At 70.1% G+C, this 16,788-nt stretch carries 18 protein-coding genes; 17 read left to right on the top strand and 1 reads right to left on the bottom strand.

The annotated features are described in order from the left end of the window. Nucleotides 1-327 (top strand): hypothetical protein (locus tag UK12_RS21090; protein ID WP_045304630.1); only part of this gene is annotated, 327 nt, incomplete at its 5' end. Between the two features lie 33 nt (nucleotides 328-360). Here the strand turns inward: UK12_RS21090 and UK12_RS21095 are convergent. Beyond that, on the bottom strand, nucleotides 361-648 hold the full coding sequence (locus UK12_RS21095; protein WP_045304631.1) for a ferredoxin: 288 nt from the start codon (nucleotides 646-648) through the stop codon (nucleotides 361-363). 281 nt (nucleotides 649-929) lie between these two features. Here UK12_RS21095 and arc point away from each other — a divergent pair, with 281 nt between their 5' ends. From arc to UK12_RS21175, 16 genes are all read left to right on the top strand, one after another. Then, nucleotides 930-2,696 (top strand): proteasome ATPase, encoded by a 1,767-nt coding sequence (gene arc, locus UK12_RS21100; RefSeq protein WP_045304632.1) that lies wholly within the window; start codon nucleotides 930-932, stop codon nucleotides 2,694-2,696. 181 nt (nucleotides 2,697-2,877) lie between these two features. Further along, a complete protein-coding gene (dop, locus tag UK12_RS21105; protein WP_045304633.1) occupies nucleotides 2,878-4,389 on the top strand; it encodes a depupylase/deamidase Dop in 1,512 nt (503 codons plus the stop codon). A 173-nt stretch (nucleotides 4,390-4,562) separates the two neighbouring features. Further along, nucleotides 4,563-4,781, top strand: coding sequence for a ubiquitin-like protein Pup (locus tag UK12_RS21110; RefSeq protein ID WP_045304660.1), 219 nt, complete (start codon nucleotides 4,563-4,565; stop codon nucleotides 4,779-4,781). A gap of 175 nt (nucleotides 4,782-4,956) precedes the next feature. Next, nucleotides 4,957-5,796: a proteasome subunit beta gene (gene prcB / locus UK12_RS21115; RefSeq protein WP_045304634.1), complete on the top strand. Its 840-nt coding sequence runs from the start codon at nucleotides 4,957-4,959 to the stop codon at nucleotides 5,794-5,796. A gap of 35 nt (nucleotides 5,797-5,831) precedes the next feature. After that, the gene (gene prcA / locus UK12_RS21120; RefSeq protein ID WP_045304635.1) at nucleotides 5,832-6,581 is read left to right on the top strand and encodes a proteasome subunit alpha; all 750 of its coding nucleotides are present in this window, start codon (nucleotides 5,832-5,834) and stop codon (nucleotides 6,579-6,581) included. Nucleotides 6,582-6,720: 139 nt separating this feature from the next. After that, nucleotides 6,721-8,082 (top strand): Pup--protein ligase, encoded by a 1,362-nt coding sequence (gene pafA, locus UK12_RS21125; protein ID WP_045304636.1) that lies wholly within the window; start codon nucleotides 6,721-6,723, stop codon nucleotides 8,080-8,082. A gap of 120 nt (nucleotides 8,083-8,202) precedes the next feature. Beyond that, nucleotides 8,203-9,186: an FKBP-type peptidyl-prolyl cis-trans isomerase gene (locus UK12_RS21130; RefSeq protein WP_045304637.1), complete on the top strand. Its 984-nt coding sequence runs from the start codon at nucleotides 8,203-8,205 to the stop codon at nucleotides 9,184-9,186. 203 nt (nucleotides 9,187-9,389) lie between these two features. Next, nucleotides 9,390-10,697 carry an FKBP-type peptidyl-prolyl cis-trans isomerase gene (locus tag UK12_RS21135; RefSeq protein WP_052682041.1) on the top strand — a complete coding sequence of 436 codons (1,308 nt, stop codon included), beginning with the start codon at nucleotides 9,390-9,392 and terminating at the stop codon, nucleotides 10,695-10,697. Nucleotides 10,698-10,833: 136 nt separating this feature from the next. Then, nucleotides 10,834-11,205 carry an FKBP-type peptidyl-prolyl cis-trans isomerase gene (locus tag UK12_RS21140; protein ID WP_045304638.1) on the top strand — a complete coding sequence of 124 codons (372 nt, stop codon included), beginning with the start codon at nucleotides 10,834-10,836 and terminating at the stop codon, nucleotides 11,203-11,205. A gap of 162 nt (nucleotides 11,206-11,367) precedes the next feature. Then, nucleotides 11,368-12,372 carry a helix-turn-helix transcriptional regulator gene (locus UK12_RS21145; protein WP_045304639.1) on the top strand — a complete coding sequence of 335 codons (1,005 nt, stop codon included), beginning with the start codon at nucleotides 11,368-11,370 and terminating at the stop codon, nucleotides 12,370-12,372. Then, nucleotides 12,369-13,325, top strand: coding sequence for a helix-turn-helix transcriptional regulator (locus UK12_RS21150; protein ID WP_045304640.1), 957 nt, complete (start codon nucleotides 12,369-12,371; stop codon nucleotides 13,323-13,325). Before UK12_RS21145 ends, UK12_RS21150 begins: the two co-directional genes overlap by 4 nt. Before the next feature lie 3 nt (nucleotides 13,326-13,328). Next, complete coding sequence (locus UK12_RS21155) at nucleotides 13,329-13,562, top strand: hypothetical protein (RefSeq protein ID WP_045304641.1); 234 nt, start codon at nucleotides 13,329-13,331, stop codon at nucleotides 13,560-13,562. A 92-nt stretch (nucleotides 13,563-13,654) separates the two neighbouring features. Next, the gene (locus tag UK12_RS21160; RefSeq protein WP_045304642.1) at nucleotides 13,655-13,882 is read left to right on the top strand and encodes a hypothetical protein; all 228 of its coding nucleotides are present in this window, start codon (nucleotides 13,655-13,657) and stop codon (nucleotides 13,880-13,882) included. A 149-nt stretch (nucleotides 13,883-14,031) separates the two neighbouring features. Continuing rightward, nucleotides 14,032-14,295 (top strand): Sec-independent protein translocase subunit TatA, encoded by a 264-nt coding sequence (tatA, locus tag UK12_RS21165; RefSeq protein WP_045304643.1) that lies wholly within the window; start codon nucleotides 14,032-14,034, stop codon nucleotides 14,293-14,295. Nucleotides 14,296-14,364: 69 nt separating this feature from the next. After that, nucleotides 14,365-15,312, top strand: coding sequence for a twin-arginine translocase subunit TatC (gene tatC / locus UK12_RS21170; RefSeq protein ID WP_197085051.1), 948 nt, complete (start codon nucleotides 14,365-14,367; stop codon nucleotides 15,310-15,312). Nucleotides 15,313-15,474: 162 nt separating this feature from the next. Beyond that, the gene (locus UK12_RS21175; RefSeq protein WP_082119806.1) at nucleotides 15,475-16,764 is read left to right on the top strand and encodes an NAD(P)/FAD-dependent oxidoreductase; all 1,290 of its coding nucleotides are present in this window, start codon (nucleotides 15,475-15,477) and stop codon (nucleotides 16,762-16,764) included. Nucleotides 16,765-16,788 lie beyond the last annotated feature (24 nt).

The following is a 16,788-nucleotide window of genomic DNA, read 5'->3' on the forward strand; positions in this document are numbered from 1 at the left end:
GGCGCCAGGCTGGACGGCGTGCCGAGCACGGTGGCCACCGCCCACTGCGCGGCCCCGGCCGGCACCCCGAGCGACGCGGTCTTCCTGCTCACGGCGGGGCCCGACGGCCGTCCGACCGTCGAGGCGAGCCTGCTCACCGAGGCCGACCGACTCACCGTCACCGCCCTCAAGGTGCGCAGCGACGGAACCATAAGCGGTATTGCCCGGGGCTACTCCAGCGCCGCGGTTCCGCGCTTCGCCCCCGACCTCGTGCTCGACCTCAGCTGGACCCGGCACGGCTCCCAGTGGACCCGGACCGAGACGAGGACCCCGGTCGGCCGGGCCTGACCCCGCGTCGAGGAGGACGGAACGGGCCGGGGCCTACTCGGCGTCGGGGCCGTAGACCTCGACCTTGTCGGCGGCCCGGCGGACGTGGATGCAGTCGCCGGGGCAGTCCTTGACGGAGTCGACCACGTCCTGAAGCAGCGTCAGCGGCACCGGCACGCTCTCGCCCGGCTGTTGGCGCAGTTCGTCGTTGTCGCCCTTCACGTACGCCAGGCCGTCGATGTCCAGTTCGAAGACCTCGGGCGCGTACTGCACGCAGATGCCGTCGCCGGTGCACAGATCCTGATCGATCCAGACCTCTAGCGCTTCGCCGGTGCCCGACATGTTCCCTGCCGTTTCTGTCCTTGGTCGCCCTTGATGGGGCATTCCTGCCATTCGTACACCGATCCGAGCTCCGTTGTGGGTCACGATCGGGTATTGACCTGACCGACGATACATCTGGTCTGCTTTGGGTGGTGCGCGGTGGGTATCTCCCTAGCAGAGGGGAAGCGTGCAAGGGCGAAGATCGGACACGCCCGTTCCATCTTTCTGATCTAGGGGTTTACGGACCCCTGGGTGCAGGTAGGGTCTGGAAGCGTCCAGCTCCCCCGGAGGAGGTGAGGACCGTGGCAGCCCACGATGACGAATACAACCGCAGCGCCGGCAGGCCCGCTCGTGGTTCCGACGAGGCCGCTCAGGTCTCGTACCTCGAGCAGGAGATTGCCGTCCTGCGCCGCAAGCTTGCCGACTCGCCGCGCACCTCGAGAATCCTCGAGGAACGCATCGTCGAGCTCCAGACCAATCTGGCCGGAGTAACCGCCCAGAACGAACGGCTTGCCTCCACCCTGCGCGAGGCCCGCGACCAGATCGTGGCTCTCAAGGAGGAAGTGGACCGGCTTGCCCAGCCCCCCGCCGGATTCGGCACCTTCCTCAGCGCCAACGAGGACGGTACCGCCGACATCTTCACCGGCGGTCGCAAGCTCCGCGTCAACGTCAGCCCCAGCGTCGAGCTCGAAGAGCTGCGTCGCGGCCAGGAAGTGATGCTCAACGAGGCTCTCAACATCGTGGACGCGATGGCCTTCGAGAGCATCGGCGACATCGTCACCCTCAAGGAAGTCCTGGAGGACGGCGAGCGCGCCCTGGTCACCGGTCACACCGACGAGGAGCGGGTGGTCCGGCTCGCCGAGCCGCTGCGCGACCTCACGCTCCGCCCCGGCGACGCCCTCCTGTTGGAGCCCCGCTCCGGCTATGTGTACGAGGTCGTCCCCAAGGCGGAGGTCGAGGAGCTCGTCCTCGAGGAGGTACCGGACATCGACTACCGGCAGATCGGCGGTCTGAGCAACCAGATCGAGCTGATCCGCGACGCGGTCGAGCTGCCCTACCTGCACGCCGACCTGTTCAAGGAGTACGAGCTGCGCCCGCCCAAGGGCGTGCTGCTCTACGGCCCGCCCGGCTGCGGCAAGACGCTCATCGCCAAGGCGGTCGCCAACTCCCTGGCCAAGAAGGTGGCCGAGGTCACCGGCCGTCCGCAGGGCAAGAGTTACTTCCTGAACATCAAGGGCCCGGAGCTGCTCAACAAGTTCGTCGGCGAGACCGAGCGGCAGATCCGCCTGGTCTTCCAGCGGGCCCGGGAGAAGGCGAACGAGGGCACGCCCGTCATCGTCTTCTTCGACGAGATGGAGTCGCTCTTCCGCACCCGCGGGTCCGGCATCAGCTCGGACGTGGAGAACACCATCGTCCCGCAGCTGCTGGCCGAGATCGACGGTGTCGAGGGCCTGGAGAACGTCATCGTGATCGGCGCCTCCAACCGCGAGGACATGATCGACCCGGCGATCCTGCGGCCGGGACGCCTGGACGTGAAGATCAAGATCGAGCGTCCGGACGCCGAGGCGGCCAAGGACATCTTCTCCAAGTACCTCAAGGACTCGCTGCCGTTCCACCCGGACGACCTCAAGGAGCACGACGGTTCGGTCGAGGCGACCGTGGCCGCGATGATCCAGTCGGTGGTCGAGCGGATGTACGGGGAGACCGAGGAGAACCGCTTCCTGGAGGTCACCTACGCCAACGGTGACAAGGAGGTCCTGTACTTCAAGGACTTCAACTCCGGCGCCATGATCCAGAACATCGTGGACCGGGCGAAGAAGATGGCCATCAAGGACTTCCTCGACCACGGCCAGCGCGGACTGCGCGTCTCCCACCTGCTCGCCGCCTGCGTCGACGAGTTCAAGGAGAACGAGGACCTGCCCAACACCACCAACCCGGACGACTGGGCCCGGATCTCCGGAAAGAAGGGCGAGCGGATCGTCTTCATCCGCACCCTGGTCACCGGGAAGCAGGGCGCCGAGTCCGGCCGCTCCATCGACACGGTCGCCAACACGGGGCAGTACCTGTAAGCAGCATCTGCACGGGCACCGGTTACCGTCCGGCTACGGCTTCGAAACGGCCGCAGCCGGACGGTTCGTCTCAGGACTAGGCTCGACCCATCCTCGGCGGGGCGTCCGCCGGCGATGGTGATGTAGGCGGTACGTCAGTGCCAGGCCCGGCCGGGGCAGGGCACCGGGCAAGGAGGGCCGCATGACCGTACGGCGCGTGATGGGGATCGAGACCGAATACGGGATCTCGGTGCCGGGACACCCCAACGCCAACGCCATGCTCACCTCGTCCCAGATCGTCAACGCGTACGCGGCGGCGATGCACCGGGCGCGGCGGGCTCGCTGGGACTTCGAGGAGGAGAATCCGCTGCGCGACGCCCGGGGCTTCGACCTCGCGCGGGACGTCGCGGACGCCAGCCAGCTCACCGACGAGGACATCGGCCTCGCCAACATCATCCTCACCAACGGCGCGCGGTTCTACGTGGACCACGCCCACCCCGAGTACAGCTCGCCCGAGGTGACCAACCCGCGCGACGCGGTGCTCTGGGACAAGGCCGGCGAGCGGGTCATGGCCGAGGCCGCGCTACGGGCCCTGGAACTGCCCAACGGGCAGCGGATCCACCTGTACAAGAACAACACCGACAACAAGGGCGCCTCCTACGGCACCCACGAGAACTACCTGATGAAGCGGGCGACCCCGTTCGCCGACATCGTCCGCCACCTCACCCCGTTCTTCGTCTCCCGCCAGGTGGTCACCGGATCGGGCCGGGTGGGCCTCGGCCAGGACGGCTCCGCCGACGGCTTCCAGATCAGCCAGCGGGCGGACTACTTCGAGGTCGAGGTCGGCCTGGAGACCACCCTCAAGCGCCCGATCATCAACACCCGCGACGAACCGCACGCCGACGCCGAGAAGTACCGCCGGCTGCACGTGATCATCGGGGACGCCAACCTCTCCGAGATCTCCACCTACCTCAAGCTGGGCACCACCTCGCTGGTGCTGGCGATGATCGAGGACGCCTTCATCGCCGTCGACCTCGCGATCGACCAGCCCGTCCGCACTCTGCACCGGATCTCCCACGACCCTTCGCTCACCCAGCTGATCACGCTGCGCAGCGGGCGGAAACTGACCGCGGTCCAGCTCCAGATGGAGTACTGCGAGCTGGCGCAGAAGTACGTCGAGGACCGCTACGGCCAGGACGCCGACGACCAGACCAAGGACATCCTGGCCCGCTGGGAGGACGTCCTGGGCCGCCTGGAGCGCGATCCGATGAGCCTGTCCAGGCAGCTCGACTGGATCGCCAAGAAGGAGCTGCTGGAGGGCTACCGCCAGCGCGACGGCCTGGACTGGGACAACCCCCGGCTGCACCTGGTCGACCTGCAGTACAGCGACGTACGCCCCGACAAGGGCCTGTACAACCGCCTGGTGGCCCGTGGCCGCTTCGAGCGGCTGCTCACCGACGAGGAGATCACCGCGGCCGTCTCCAAGCCGCCGGAGGACACCAGGGCCTACTTCCGCGGCCGCTGCCTGGAGCAGTACGCCGAGCACGTCGCCGCGGCCTCCTGGGACTCGGTCATCTTCGACCTGCCGGGGCGGGACTCGCTCCAGCGCGTCCCCACCCTGGAGCCGCTGCGGGGCACCCGCAACCACGTCAAGGAGCTGCTCGACCGCTGCCGCACCGCCGAGGACCTGGTCCGGGTGCTGTCCGGCGGCTGAGACGGCCGGTGACTTTCCGATCACCACGGGTGAACGCTTCCCGGATGGGAATCATCCGGGGGAGCGCGAAGCGTTGAAGTAGAACTGGGAGCGGGATCCGCGCCCGGTCGATAGGGTCTGATCAGCAGCACCGCAGACCAACCGTGCGAGACGAATCGAGCGGGGTGAGGGAAATGGCGAGCAAGGACACCGGTGGCGGCCAGCAGCGGGCGAACCGCTCCTCCGAGGAGGTCGAGGAGCAGGCTGCAGACGCGCAGCAGTCCGAGGACCTCAAGGAACGCCAGGAAAAGCTGAGCGATGACGTCGACGCGGTTCTGGACGAAATCGACGACGTCCTGGAGTCGAATGCCGAAGATTTCGTGCGGCAGTTTGTCCAGAAGGGTGGAGAGTGACCTGAAGGTCCGATGCCGAATGTCGGCCTGACACGGTTTGCATTCGCGCGCAATGGGTCCTGGAGGCTCGTTGCGCGCGAATGCGCTGATAATCGGACGTCCCCGCGATGTGGTTCGGCGCCGCAGAACGGGTAAGGTCCGGGGCATCCGAAATGATCTACCTGGAAGGAATCGAGTGGAAGCCAACACTGGTGGCACCGGGCGTCTACCGGCCGCCTTCCTGACCCCCGGGTCCTCGTCGTTCATCGACTTCCTGGCACAGCACAAGCCGGAGCTGCTCCCCGGTGGCCGCACCCTGCCCGAGGGCGTCGTCCAGGCACCGCACGGCACCACCATCGTCTCCGCGGTCTTCGACGGCGGCGTGGTGATCGCCGGCGACCGCCGGGCCACCATGGGCAACGTGATCGCCCAGCGCGACATCGAGAAGGTCTTCCCGGCCGACGAGTACAGCGCGGTCGGCATCGCCGGCACCGCGGGCCTCGCGGTGGAGATGGTCCGGCTGTTCCAACTGGAGCTGGAGCACTACGAGAAGATCGAGGGCACGGTGCTCTCCCTGGAGGGCAAGGCCAACCGCCTGGCCACGATGATCCGGGGCAACCTCGGGATGGCCATGCAGGGCCTGGCCGTCGTCCCGATGTTCGCCGGCTACGACCTGGACCTCGACCGGGGCCGGATCTTCACCTACGACGTCACCGGTGGCCGCTCCGAGGAGCGCGGGTTCGCCGCCACGGGCTCGGGCTCGCTGTTCGCCCGCGGCTCGATGAAGAAGCTCTACCGGGACGGGCTGGCGGCCGATCAGGCCGCCACCCTGGTGGTGCAGGCGCTGTACGACGCGGCGGACGACGACTCCGCGACCGGGGGCCCCGACCTGGCCCGCAAGATCTTCCCGATCGTCTCGCTGATCACCGAGGACGGCTTCCGCAGGCTGTCCGACACCGAGGTCTCCGAGATCGCGGTCTCCATCACCAACCACCGTCGCGAGCACCCCGACGGCCCGCAGGCCCCGCTCCTCTAGGCCGCCCACCTCCTCACCAGAAGGGACGACCACCGGTGTCCACGCCGTTCTACGTCTCCCCCCAGCAGGCCATGGCGGACCGCGCGGAGTACGCCCGCAAGGGCATCGCCCGCGGCCGCAGCGTGGTCGTGCTCACCTACGCCGACGGCGTCCTCTTCGTCGCGGAGAACACCTCGCGGGCCCTGCACAAGGTCTCCGAGATCTACGACAAGATCGCCTTCGCGGCGGTCGGCCGCTACAACGAGTTCGAGAACCTGCGCATCGGCGGCGTCCGCTACGCCGACCTGCGCGGCTACTCCTACGACCGGGCCGACGTCACCGCCCGGGGCCTGGCCAACGTCTACGCCCAGACGCTCGGCACCATCTTCTCCTCGGTCGGCGAGAAGCCATACGAGGTCGAGCTGATCGTCGCCGAGGTCGGCCGCACCGGTGACGACGACCAGATCTACCGGCTCACCCCGGACGGTTCGGTGGTCGACGAGAAGAACACCGTGGTGGTCGGCGGCAACGCCGACTCCATCGGCAACTACATCGGCCAGCGCCACCGCACCGGGATGAGCCTCTCCGAGGCCCTCAAGGTGGCCGTGGAGGGCCTCGCCAGGGACCCCAACGGCGGCACCCCGCGGGTGCTCACCCCCGAGCAGCTGGAGGTCGCCGTCCTCGACCGCCAGCGCTTCCAGAAGCGCAAGTTCAAGCGCATCCTCGGCGGCCAGCTCGGCCGCCTGCTCCGCGGCGACGAGAGCGCCGCCGCGGACGAGGACGCCGCCGACGACACGGCGCAGTAGCCCGGCTGCGGGAGTCCCGTACGGTCGATCCGCCGTACGGGACTCCCGTACGCCTACGGCCAATTGACATCTCCTCGTGATTGGATTGCCATCGCCCCGCAAGGGTTTCGGATGGCTCCCGGAAGAGAAAAGATGCGTCATGGACCGCCGAATTTTCGGGCTGGAGAACGAGTACGGTGTCACGTGTACGTTCCGGGGACAACGACGACTGTCTCCTGACGAGGTGGCCAGGTACCTCTTCCGCCGCGTAGTTTCCTGGGGCCGCAGCAGCAATGTCTTTCTGCGCAACGGGGCCCGCCTCTACCTCGACGTGGGCTCGCACCCCGAGTACGCCACCCCCGAGTGTGACGACGTCGTCGAACTGGTCACCCACGACAAGGCGGGCGAGCGCATCCTCGAGGGCCTGCTCGTGGACGCCGAGCGGCGGCTGCACGAGGAGGGCATCGCCGGGGACGTCTACCTCTTCAAGAACAACACCGACTCGGCCGGGAACTCCTACGGCTGCCACGAGAACTACCTGGTGGCCCGGCACGGCGAGTTCTCCCGGCTGGCCGACATCCTGATCCCCTTCCTGGTCACCCGCCAGCTGATCTGCGGCGCGGGCAAGGTGCTGCAGACGCCGCGCGGTGCGGTGTTCTGCGTCAGCCAGCGGGCCGAGCACATCTGGGAGGGCGTCAGCTCGGCGACCACCCGCTCCCGTCCGATCATCAACACCCGCGACGAGCCGCATGCCGATGCCGAGCGCTACCGCCGGCTGCACGTCATCGTCGGCGACTCCAACATGTCGGAGACCACCACCCTGCTCAAGGTCGGCGCCACCGACCTCGTGCTGCGCCTGATCGAGGCCGGGGTCGTGATGCGCGACCTGACCCTGGAGAACCCGATCCGGGCGATCCGCGAGGTCAGCCACGACCTCACCGGCACCCACCAGGTCCGGCTCGCCAACGGCCGGGAGGCCAGCGCGCTGGACATCCAGGAGGAGTACTTCACCAAGGCGCTGGACTTCGCCGACCGGAAGGGCATCAACACCGGCACAGTGGCCCGTGTGCTGGACCTGTGGGGCCGCACCCTGGAGGCGGTGCGCACCGAGGACCTGGCCAGGGTCTCCACCGAGATCGACTGGATCATGAAGTACAAGCTCATCGAGCGCTACCGCGAGAAGCACCAGATGAGCATGTCCCACCCGAGGGTGGCCCAGATCGACCTGGCGTACCACGACATCCACCGCCGGCGTGGCCTGTTCTACCTGCTCCAGAACAAGGGGCAGGCGCAGCGGGTCACCAACGACCTGAAGACCTTCGAGGCCAAGTCGGTGCCACCGCAGACCACCCGGGCCCGGCTGCGCGGCGACTTCATCCGGCGGGCGCAGGAGCAGCGCCGCGACTTCACGGTGGACTGGGTGCACCTGAAGCTGAACGACCAGGCGCAGCGCACGGTCCTGTGCAAGGACCCGTTCCGGTCGGTGGACGAGCGGGTGGAGAAGCTCATCGCCGGTATGTGAGCAACCGTCAAGTGACGCCTGCTCGGGGATGGTGATCGGACGGCTGGTCCGGTCACCATCCCTTCGTCTGCGCGCTGTGTCTGCGCGGTGGGGGACGAATCGGGCCATAGGCTGACCGGTATGCGCAGAATCGCCGGTTTTCTGGTTGCCCTTCCCCTGGCGCTGCTCGCCGCCTGCAGCAGCGGGACCTCCTCCTCGCCGGGCGCCTCGCCGAGTGCCTCGGCCTCGGTGGCCGCGGTGCCGAGCCCGGTCGCCTCCGCCTCTCCGATGCCGACGGTGGCCGGGGACTTCGGGAGCAAGGCGACCATCACGATTCCGCCGGGCCAGCCGAGCGGGCAGTTCGTGGTGAGCACGCTGAGCGAGGGCGAGGGGGCGACGGTCGCCAAGGGCGACTGGGTGACGGTCAACTACACCGCGAAGGACTGGACCAAGGGGAAGGACGTCGGCAGCTCGTACGACGCCAACCAGAAGCCGCAGCTGTTCCAGGCCTCGAGCGGTCAGCTGGTCCCGGCCTTCGACCAGGGGGTGATCGGCCGCAAGGTGGGCAGCCGGGTGCTGGTGGTGGCCCCTTCGGCGGCCGCGTTCGGCTCCCAGGGGAATTCGAGGCTCGGGGTGGAGGCCGGTGACACGGTGGTCTTCGTGCTGGACATCATGCAGGCCGTTCCGCAGGACGCCACCATCACCGGGGCGATCACCGAGCCGACGCCCAACATGCCGCAGGTCAAGGACAACGGCAAGGCCGCCCCGACGATCACCATTCCGGCCGGTCAGGCCCCGCCGACCGACCTGGAGAAGTCCGTGCTGGTCAAGGGCGACGGCAAGCAGGTGCAGGCCGGGCAGACCATCGTGGTGCAGTACACCGGGGTGCTGTGGAGCAACGGCCAGCAGTTCGACTCCTCCTGGAGCCACGGCGGCGCCCAGGCGCTGCAGGTGGGCACCGGAAGCCTGATCAAGGGCTGGGACCAGGGCCTGGTCGGCCAGACGGTGGGCAGCCGGGTGGAGCTGGTGGTGCCCCCGGCGCTCGGTTACGAGGACAAGCCGCAGACGGCGGTGCCGCCGAACTCGACGCTGGTCTTCGTGATCGACATCCTCGAGGCGGTCTAGCCGGCCGCGGCGGACCCCGCCGCCCGCCGCGGCGGGGTCCGCCGGGTGTTCCTCGCGTAACCTCGATGGCCGTAGCCGCGGGACGGCCTGGGCGGGGAAACTGCCCGGCCTCATCATCACCTGACATACTGCTGCCCTTTGGCATGTGGTATGAGTCGTCAGGCCCTGGTGAGGGGGCGGACCGCTGGGATGGACGGGGAGTCATGACTGAGAACACTTCGGGCCAGGGCAAGGGCACGGCGGGCGGCGGTGCGGTCGGTGACCCGGCCGCCTCGAGGCCCGGTGGCCCGCTGCCGGGCGACGGTGAGTCGATCGTGGTGCCGCCGTCGATCCTGAAGCAGCAGGCGGGCTGGGGGCAGGTCCCGGTGCAGCCCGTCGCGGGCGGCGAGGAGCGGGACGAGGAGACGCCGCAGGTGTTCGCCTCCAACGTGCGCAAGAAGGAGGTCGACGAGTCCGGGTACGACGAGAACCCGGGGTCGGCCGGCCGGCTCGGTGTGGTCCTCGGCACGGTGCTGGCGGTGCTGCTGGTCGGCAGTGGCGTGACGCTCTACCTGACCAACAAGTCGGACTCGGGCACCACCAAGCAGGCCGACCCCACGCCGACCTCGACCGCGCCGAGCGCGGATCCCGTCCCGCAGATCAAGGACACCGCCAAGGTGCTGCCGACGATCAGTGGCGACTTCGGCAAGAAGGCCGGCATCGAGGTGCCCAAGGAGGCCGCCGACGGCTCCTTCGTGGTCAAGCAGGTCTCCGAGGGCAGCGGTCCGAAGGTCGAGAAGGGCAACTGGGTCACGGTTGACTTCACCGCGAAGGACTGGACCACCGGCAAGGACATCGAGGGCTCGTACGAGCGCGGCAAGCCGCAGCTCTACCAGGCCGGTACGGGCACCCTGATCCCGGCCCTGGACAGCGCGGTGGCCGGGCACAAGGTGGGCAGCCGGGTGCTGGTGGTGGCCCCGCCGGCCGCCGCGTTCGGCGCCCAGGGCAACAGCTCGATGGGGGTCGCCGGCACCGACAACCTGGTCTTCGTGCTCGACATCCGGCAGGCGACCGCCCCGGACGCCACGCTCAGCGGTGACATGGCGGACCCGCCGGCCGGGATGCCCAAGGTGAAGGACAACGGCAAGAAGGCCGCCGACATCACCCCGGAGCCGGGCGTGGCGGACCCGACCGAGCTCAAGTCGGCGGTGCTGATCCAGGGCAAGGGCCGGAAGATCGAGGCCGGTGAGAAGGTCGTGGTCCAGTACACCGGTGCGCTCTACAAGGACGGCAAGAAGTTCGACTCCTCGCTCGACCGGGGGCAGGCGTTCAGCTTCGTCACCGGTGGCGGCAACGTCATCGAGGGCTGGGACAAGGGCGTGGTCGGCCAGAACATCGGCAGCCGGATCGAACTGGTGGTGCCGGCCTCGCTCGGCTACAAGGACCAGGCCAAGGGGTCGATCCCGGCGAATTCGACACTTGTCTTCGTGATCGACATTCTGGATGCGGGTGTCGGCGTGGCCGACAGCTAGCCGAGAATGGTCCGGTGACCGACGCGGGGCGACCCGCCGTCGGCCCTGACCGGAGTGGGCGGTGGGTGCCCGTACGGTTCTTCGTACGGGCGTCTGCCGCTCCGTCGTGTGTACCAGCGAACGAGAAGAGTCAGTTGTGAGCATCACCAAGCCGGAGATCGACTTCCCGGGCGGCGACGCGCCGAAGGAACTGCAGATCCGCGACATCAAGGTCGGCGAGGGCGCCGAGGCCAAGGCCGGTGCCATGGTCGAGGTCCACTACGTCGGTGTCACCTTCGAGACCGGTGAGGAGTTCGACGCCTCGTGGAACCGGAACCAGTCGTTCCGCTTCCCGCTGGGTGCCGGCCGTGTCATCAAGGGCTGGGACCAGGGCGTCCAGGGCATGAAGGTCGGCGGCCGCCGCGAGCTGATCATCCCGGCCCACCTGGCCTACGGCAACCAGTCGCCGAGCCCGCTCATCCCGGCGGGCTCGACCCTGATCTTCGTCGTCGACCTGCTCGGCGTCTGATCAGCTGACTCAGGGCCGTACTCCGCCTCGCGGGGTGCGGCCCTGAGCCGTACCGCGCCCCGGTTCACGCTCCGGCTTTTGCAGCGCGTGCCCGGACCGGTACGGTCGGGTCGCCCGAGCATGAATGTCCGCAGTGTGAATGTCCCCCAGGAAGGGTCCGCGATGGCGATCGCCAAGGCAGAGCGGCTGATGAACCTCGCCCTGTGCCTGATGAACACCAGACGTCCGCTCTCCAAGAAGGAGCTGCGGGAGTCCATCGAGGCCTACCGTGAAGCCTGGCAGCAGGGCAGCGAGGACGCCTTCAACCGGATGTTCGAGCGGGACAAGGACGACCTGCGCGAACTCGGCCTGGTCATCGACGTCGACGAGAACGCCCTGGACGGCGAGATCGGCTACCTCGCCCGCCGCGACCGCAACCGGCTGCCCGAGATCGCCCTGGACGCCGAGGAAGCCGCCGCCCTGTCGGTGGCCGCCCGGGTCTGGCAGCAGGCCAAGATGTCCGGCGCCGCCAGCGGTGCCCTGCAGAAGCTCCGCGCGGCCGGGGTGCCCTTCAGCGAGGACACCGAGCCCGGCGCACTGCAGCCGCGCATCCCGGCCCGGGAGGCCGCCTTCGAACCGCTGCTGGTCGCCGCCCGCGACCGCCGGCCGGTCGGCTTCGAGTACCGCAAGGCCGGCGCGGCCACCGCCGAACCGCGTTCGGTCGAGCCGTGGGCACTGGAGTGCTGGCGCGGCCACTGGTACCTGGCCGGCTGGGACCGCGACCGCCAGGACGCCCGGGTGTTCCGGCTCAGCCGGATCACCGGCAAGGTCCGCTCCCGGGCGGGCTCCTTCACCGGCGCCGTCCCCGAGCACGTGGACGTCCGTGCCGTGGTCGCCTCCTTCGCCGGCGAGGGCGCCACCGCCACCGCCACCGTCCGGCTGCGCAGGGGAGCGGGCTTCCCGCTGCGCACCAAGGCGCTGAGCACCCGCCAGGTGGACGGCGACTGGGACGAGCTGGAGATCCCGTACGGCAACGGCCTCGGCGCCGACCTCGCCGAGTTCGGGCCCGACCTCCTCGTGCTCGGACCCGAGGAACTGCGGGTGGATGTCATCGACCGGCTGCGTGCCGTGGCCGGTCTCAAGGGTGCCGATTCCGATGGCCTCGACGAGGCGGGAGCAGCCGTATGAGCAACGCGATCGACCAGACCCGGCGGATGCTCTCGCTGGTCACCTACCTGCGCGAACGTCCCGGCGCCGAGGTGGCCGAGGTGGCCCGGGCGTTCGGGATCACCGAGCGGGAGCTGATCAACGACCTCAACGTGCTGCCGATGTGCGGCACCAGCTTCCGCGGCGGTGACCTGCTCGACATCGACACCGACGGCGAGCGGATCTGGTGGCACAACGTCGACGACGTCGCCCAGCCGCTGCGGCTGGCCGCGGACGAGGCGACCGCGCTGCTGGTCGCCGCCCGCGCGGTGGCCGGGCTGCCCGGACTGCGCGAGCGGGACCGGCAGGCCCTCACCCGGGCCGTCGCCAAGATCGAGGACGCGGCCGGCGAGAGCGCCGAGTCCAGCGCCCGGGTCGGGGTCACCTTCGAGGCCGAGGGCCAGGTCTTCGCCGACATCGACCGGGCGCTCAGCGAGCGCCGGCTGATCTGGCTGCGCTACTGGTCGCACGGCCGCGGCGGGATGACCGAGCGCGAGGTCGACCCGATCCGGCTGGTCACCGAGGGCCACACCTACCTGGAAGGCTGGTGCCGCACCTCCGAGGACCGGCGGGTCTTCCGCCTCGACCGGATCGCCGAGATCAAGATCCTGGACGAGCCCGCGGACCCGCCCCGGCTGGAGCCGCGCGACCTGTCCGCCGGACTGGTCAACCCCGCCGCCGACGACCCCGAGGTGGTGGTCGAGGTCGGCCCCGGCGGCCGCTGGGTCGCCGAGTACTACACCCACGACGCGGCCGAGGAACTGCCCGACGGCGGGCTGCGGATCACCCTGCGCAGCGCCGACCCCGCCGGGCTGCGCCCGCTGGCCCTGCGACTCGGCCGCGAGGGCCGGATCGTCTCGCCGCCGCAGCTGGCCGATCAGGCCAGGGACGCCGCGCTGGCCGCGCTGGAGCTCTACCGGGAGGGGCAGGTCTGAGCGGTGGGGGATGCCGGCACCAGGTTCAAGGTCTACTGCTCGCACTGCCGGGAGAAGGTGGAGCTTCCGGCGGCGGCGTTCCGGCTGGCGCTCGGCGCCAGCAAGGAGCGCACCTTCTACGCCTTCACCTGCCCCGAGTGCGGGGTCGCGGTACGCAAGCCCGCGGGGGAGAAGATCGTCGCGGCGCTGACCGGCGCCGGGGTGAGCACCATGCGGCTGCTCCCGGTGGAGGGCTGAGGCTCCGGTGAGCGGAGCCGCCCGGCCGCGCGGCTCCCCCACCCCGGGGTGCCGCGCGGCCGGTCGGGTCCGAGCGGGTAGAGTCGACCGCCGTGTCATGGACCATCGTTGCCGCCGTTCTGCTGGCCACCGCCGGCCTGCTCGTCCTCGGGGTGCTCGCCTGTCGGCTCTGGCTGGACGTACGGGCGCTCGCACGTGAGGTGGACACCGCTTCGCGGGCGCTGGCCGCGGCGGCGACCGAGCTCGCCGGAGAACCGCTCCGGATGCCCGAAGCCATGACGCAGCCCGCCGACCGGCAGCCCGTCGGCCGGCAGTCCTAGGGCCGGGCCGGAGCGGACGGCGGTCCGCGCGGCTGGTCTGGACCTCGGGTGGCGCCGGAGAGGTGACGGGGTTTGTCCCGGTGACACGTCCAGGGGCTACCATCGCCCGGAGTGGGGGAGTGCTGCCCCTGCGGGAGAGGTGGTCGCACATGAGGATCTCACCGGTCGCGTTCCTGCTGCTCGTGGTCTTCGCCGTCGCGCTCTTCGGCGGCAAGCGGCTGCCCGATCTCGCGCGGGCGCTGGGCAGGTCGCTGCGGATCCTGAAGAGCGAGACCAAGGCGATGCGCGAGGACCCGTCGGCCGCGCCCGCCGCGCAGCCGGCCGTGGAGGCGCCCAGGACGATCAAGGCCGCGCCGGGCGACTCCGGGAGCTCCAGGCCGGTCTCCGGGCAGGGCCCGGCCCAGCAGGACTGAGCAGACGGCACACTTACTAATCGGAGCCCGTCGCCCGGCGGGCTTCGTCGCACGAGTTGAGGACCGGGGTTGAGCAAGTCTTCGAAACCGACCAAGGACCCCGAGGGCCGGATGGCCCTCGCCGACCATCTCCGTGAACTGCGGAACCGGGTGGTCAAGTCGGCCCTGGCCATCGTGCTGTTCACGATCATCGCGGCGATCTACCACCGGCAGCTCGAGTCGTTCCTGATGCAGCCGCTGCCGAAGTGCAACACCCCGGAGGAGGCCGCGCACTTCCACGGCAAGTGCGCCCAGGTCTCCACCATCGGCCTGACCACGCCCTTCACCCTGACCCTGAAGGTGGCGCTCACCGCCGGTGTGGTCGCCGCCGTCCCGGTCTGGCTGTACCAGCTGTGGGCCTTCGTGGCACCCGGGCTGCACCGGCACGAACGCCGATACGCGGTCGGCATCATCGTCGGCGGGGCCCCGCTCTTCCTGGCCGGTGTGGCCGTCGCCTACCTGCTGCTGCCGACCACAGTGCAGGTACTGATCTCGTTCAGTCCCAACGGCACCACCCCGATCCTGCCGCCGGAGAACTACTTCGACATCGCCACCCGGATGGTGCTGGTCTTCGGCCTCGCCTTCGAGTTCCCGCTGCTGCTGGTGATGCTCAACTTCGGCGGCGTGGTCTCCGGCAAGCGGCTGCTCGGCTGGTGGCGCGGCATGGTGATGGGCATCACCGTCTTCGCCGCCTTCGCCACCCCCAGCGCCGACCCGGTCAGCATGCTCGTACTGGCCGCGCCGATCTGGGCGCTGTACTTCCTCGCGGTGGGCATCGCGCTGTTCAACGACCGCCGCCGGGCCCGCCGCAACCCCGACGCCGGCCTGGACGACGACGAGGCCTCGCACGTGGACCTCTCGGTCGACGAGGTCGACGCCGCCGAGTCGGTCACCGCCTCGGCCGCACCCGCCGCTCCCGCGCCCGTCCCCGGCGCCCGCCAGGGTGAGGGCCAGGGGCAGATGGACGACATCACCTGATCCCGGCCCGGCCCGGATCGAGGCCCCGGACCGCCGACGTCGGCGGTCCGGGGCCTCCGTGTTTCCTGCCGTGGGTGACCCGCCCCGGGGCTGCGTCCGGTTCGCGGCCTGTTGTTTTTGCGTACCCTTGGCAAGGCATAAGCCATGTGACATATTACTGAGGTGCTCACCAGATCCCCCCACGACGTCGTGGTGGTCGGCGCCGGAGTCGTCGGTGCCGCCTGCGCGTACTACGCCACGCTGGCCGGACTCTCCGCCGCGGTGGTCGACCGCGGTCCGGTCGCGGGCGGCACCACCGGCGCCGGCGAGGGCAACCTGCTGGTCTCCGACAAGGAGCCCGGCCCCGAACTCGACCTCGCCCTGCTCTCCACCCGGCTCTGGCGCGAGCTCGCCGAATCCGGGGACGGGTTCGGCGAGGCGATCGAGTACGAGCCCAAGGGCGGCCTGGTGGTCGCCTCGGGCCAGCCGGGGGCGGACGCGCTGCGCGCCTTCGCCGCCGCGCAGCGGGCCGCCGGGGTCGCGGCGGAGGAGATCGCGGGTGACCGCCTGCGCGAGCTGGAGCCGCACCTGGCTCCCGGACTGGCCGGCGGCTTCCACTACCCCCAGGACGCCCAGGTGCAGCCCGCCCTGGCGGCCGCCCGGCTGCTGCGGGCGGCCCGCCTGGCCGGGGCCGAAGTGCGCCTGGGCGAGACGGTGACCGCCGTCCGTACCGGTCGCGACGGATCCGTGCTCGGTCTCACCACCGACCGGGGGCGGATCGACGCCCCCGCCGTGGTCAACGCCGCCGGTACCTGGGGCGGCGCACTGGCCGAGCTCGCCGGGGTGGCGCTGCCCGTGCTGCCCAGGCGCGGTTTCGTCCTGGTCACCGAGCCGCTGCCGAGGATCGTCCGGCACAAGGTGTACGCCGCCGACTACGTCGCGGACGTCGCCAGCGGATCGGCCGGACTGCAGACCTCCGCCGTGGTCGAGGGGACGCCCGCCGGGCCGGTGCTGATCGGCGCCAGCCGGGAGCGGGTCGGGTTCGACCGGACGCTCTCGGTCGAGGTGCTGCGGAGGCTGGCCGGTCAGGCTGCCGCGCTGTTCCCGGTGCTCGCCGGGGTCACCGTCCAGCGGGCGTACCGGGGCTTCCGCCCGTATCTGCCGGACCACCTGCCCGCGATCGGGGCCGACCCCCGGCGGCCCGGCCTCTACCACGCCTGCGGCCACGAGGGCGCGGGCATCGGGCTGGCGCCCGCCACCGGTCTGCTGATCAGCCGTCAGCTGGTGGGCAAGCAGCCGGAGCTGGACCTGACCCCGTTCCGGGCCGACCGCTTCGCTGCGGCGCCGGACGGCGGACCGGGACAGGGGTCGGGGTCGGGGCAGGGCCGGGGTACGGCTTCGGGGCCGGATTCCGGATCGGGGCGGGGGCCAGAGGCGGGTTCCGGTGTGGGGCAAGGGGAGCGGCGTGACTGATTCGGGTACCTCGTCGAGGATTGG

The organism is Saccharothrix sp. ST-888 (genome assembly GCF_000955975.1).
Lineage (GTDB): Bacteria > Actinomycetota > Actinomycetes > Streptomycetales > Streptomycetaceae > Kitasatospora.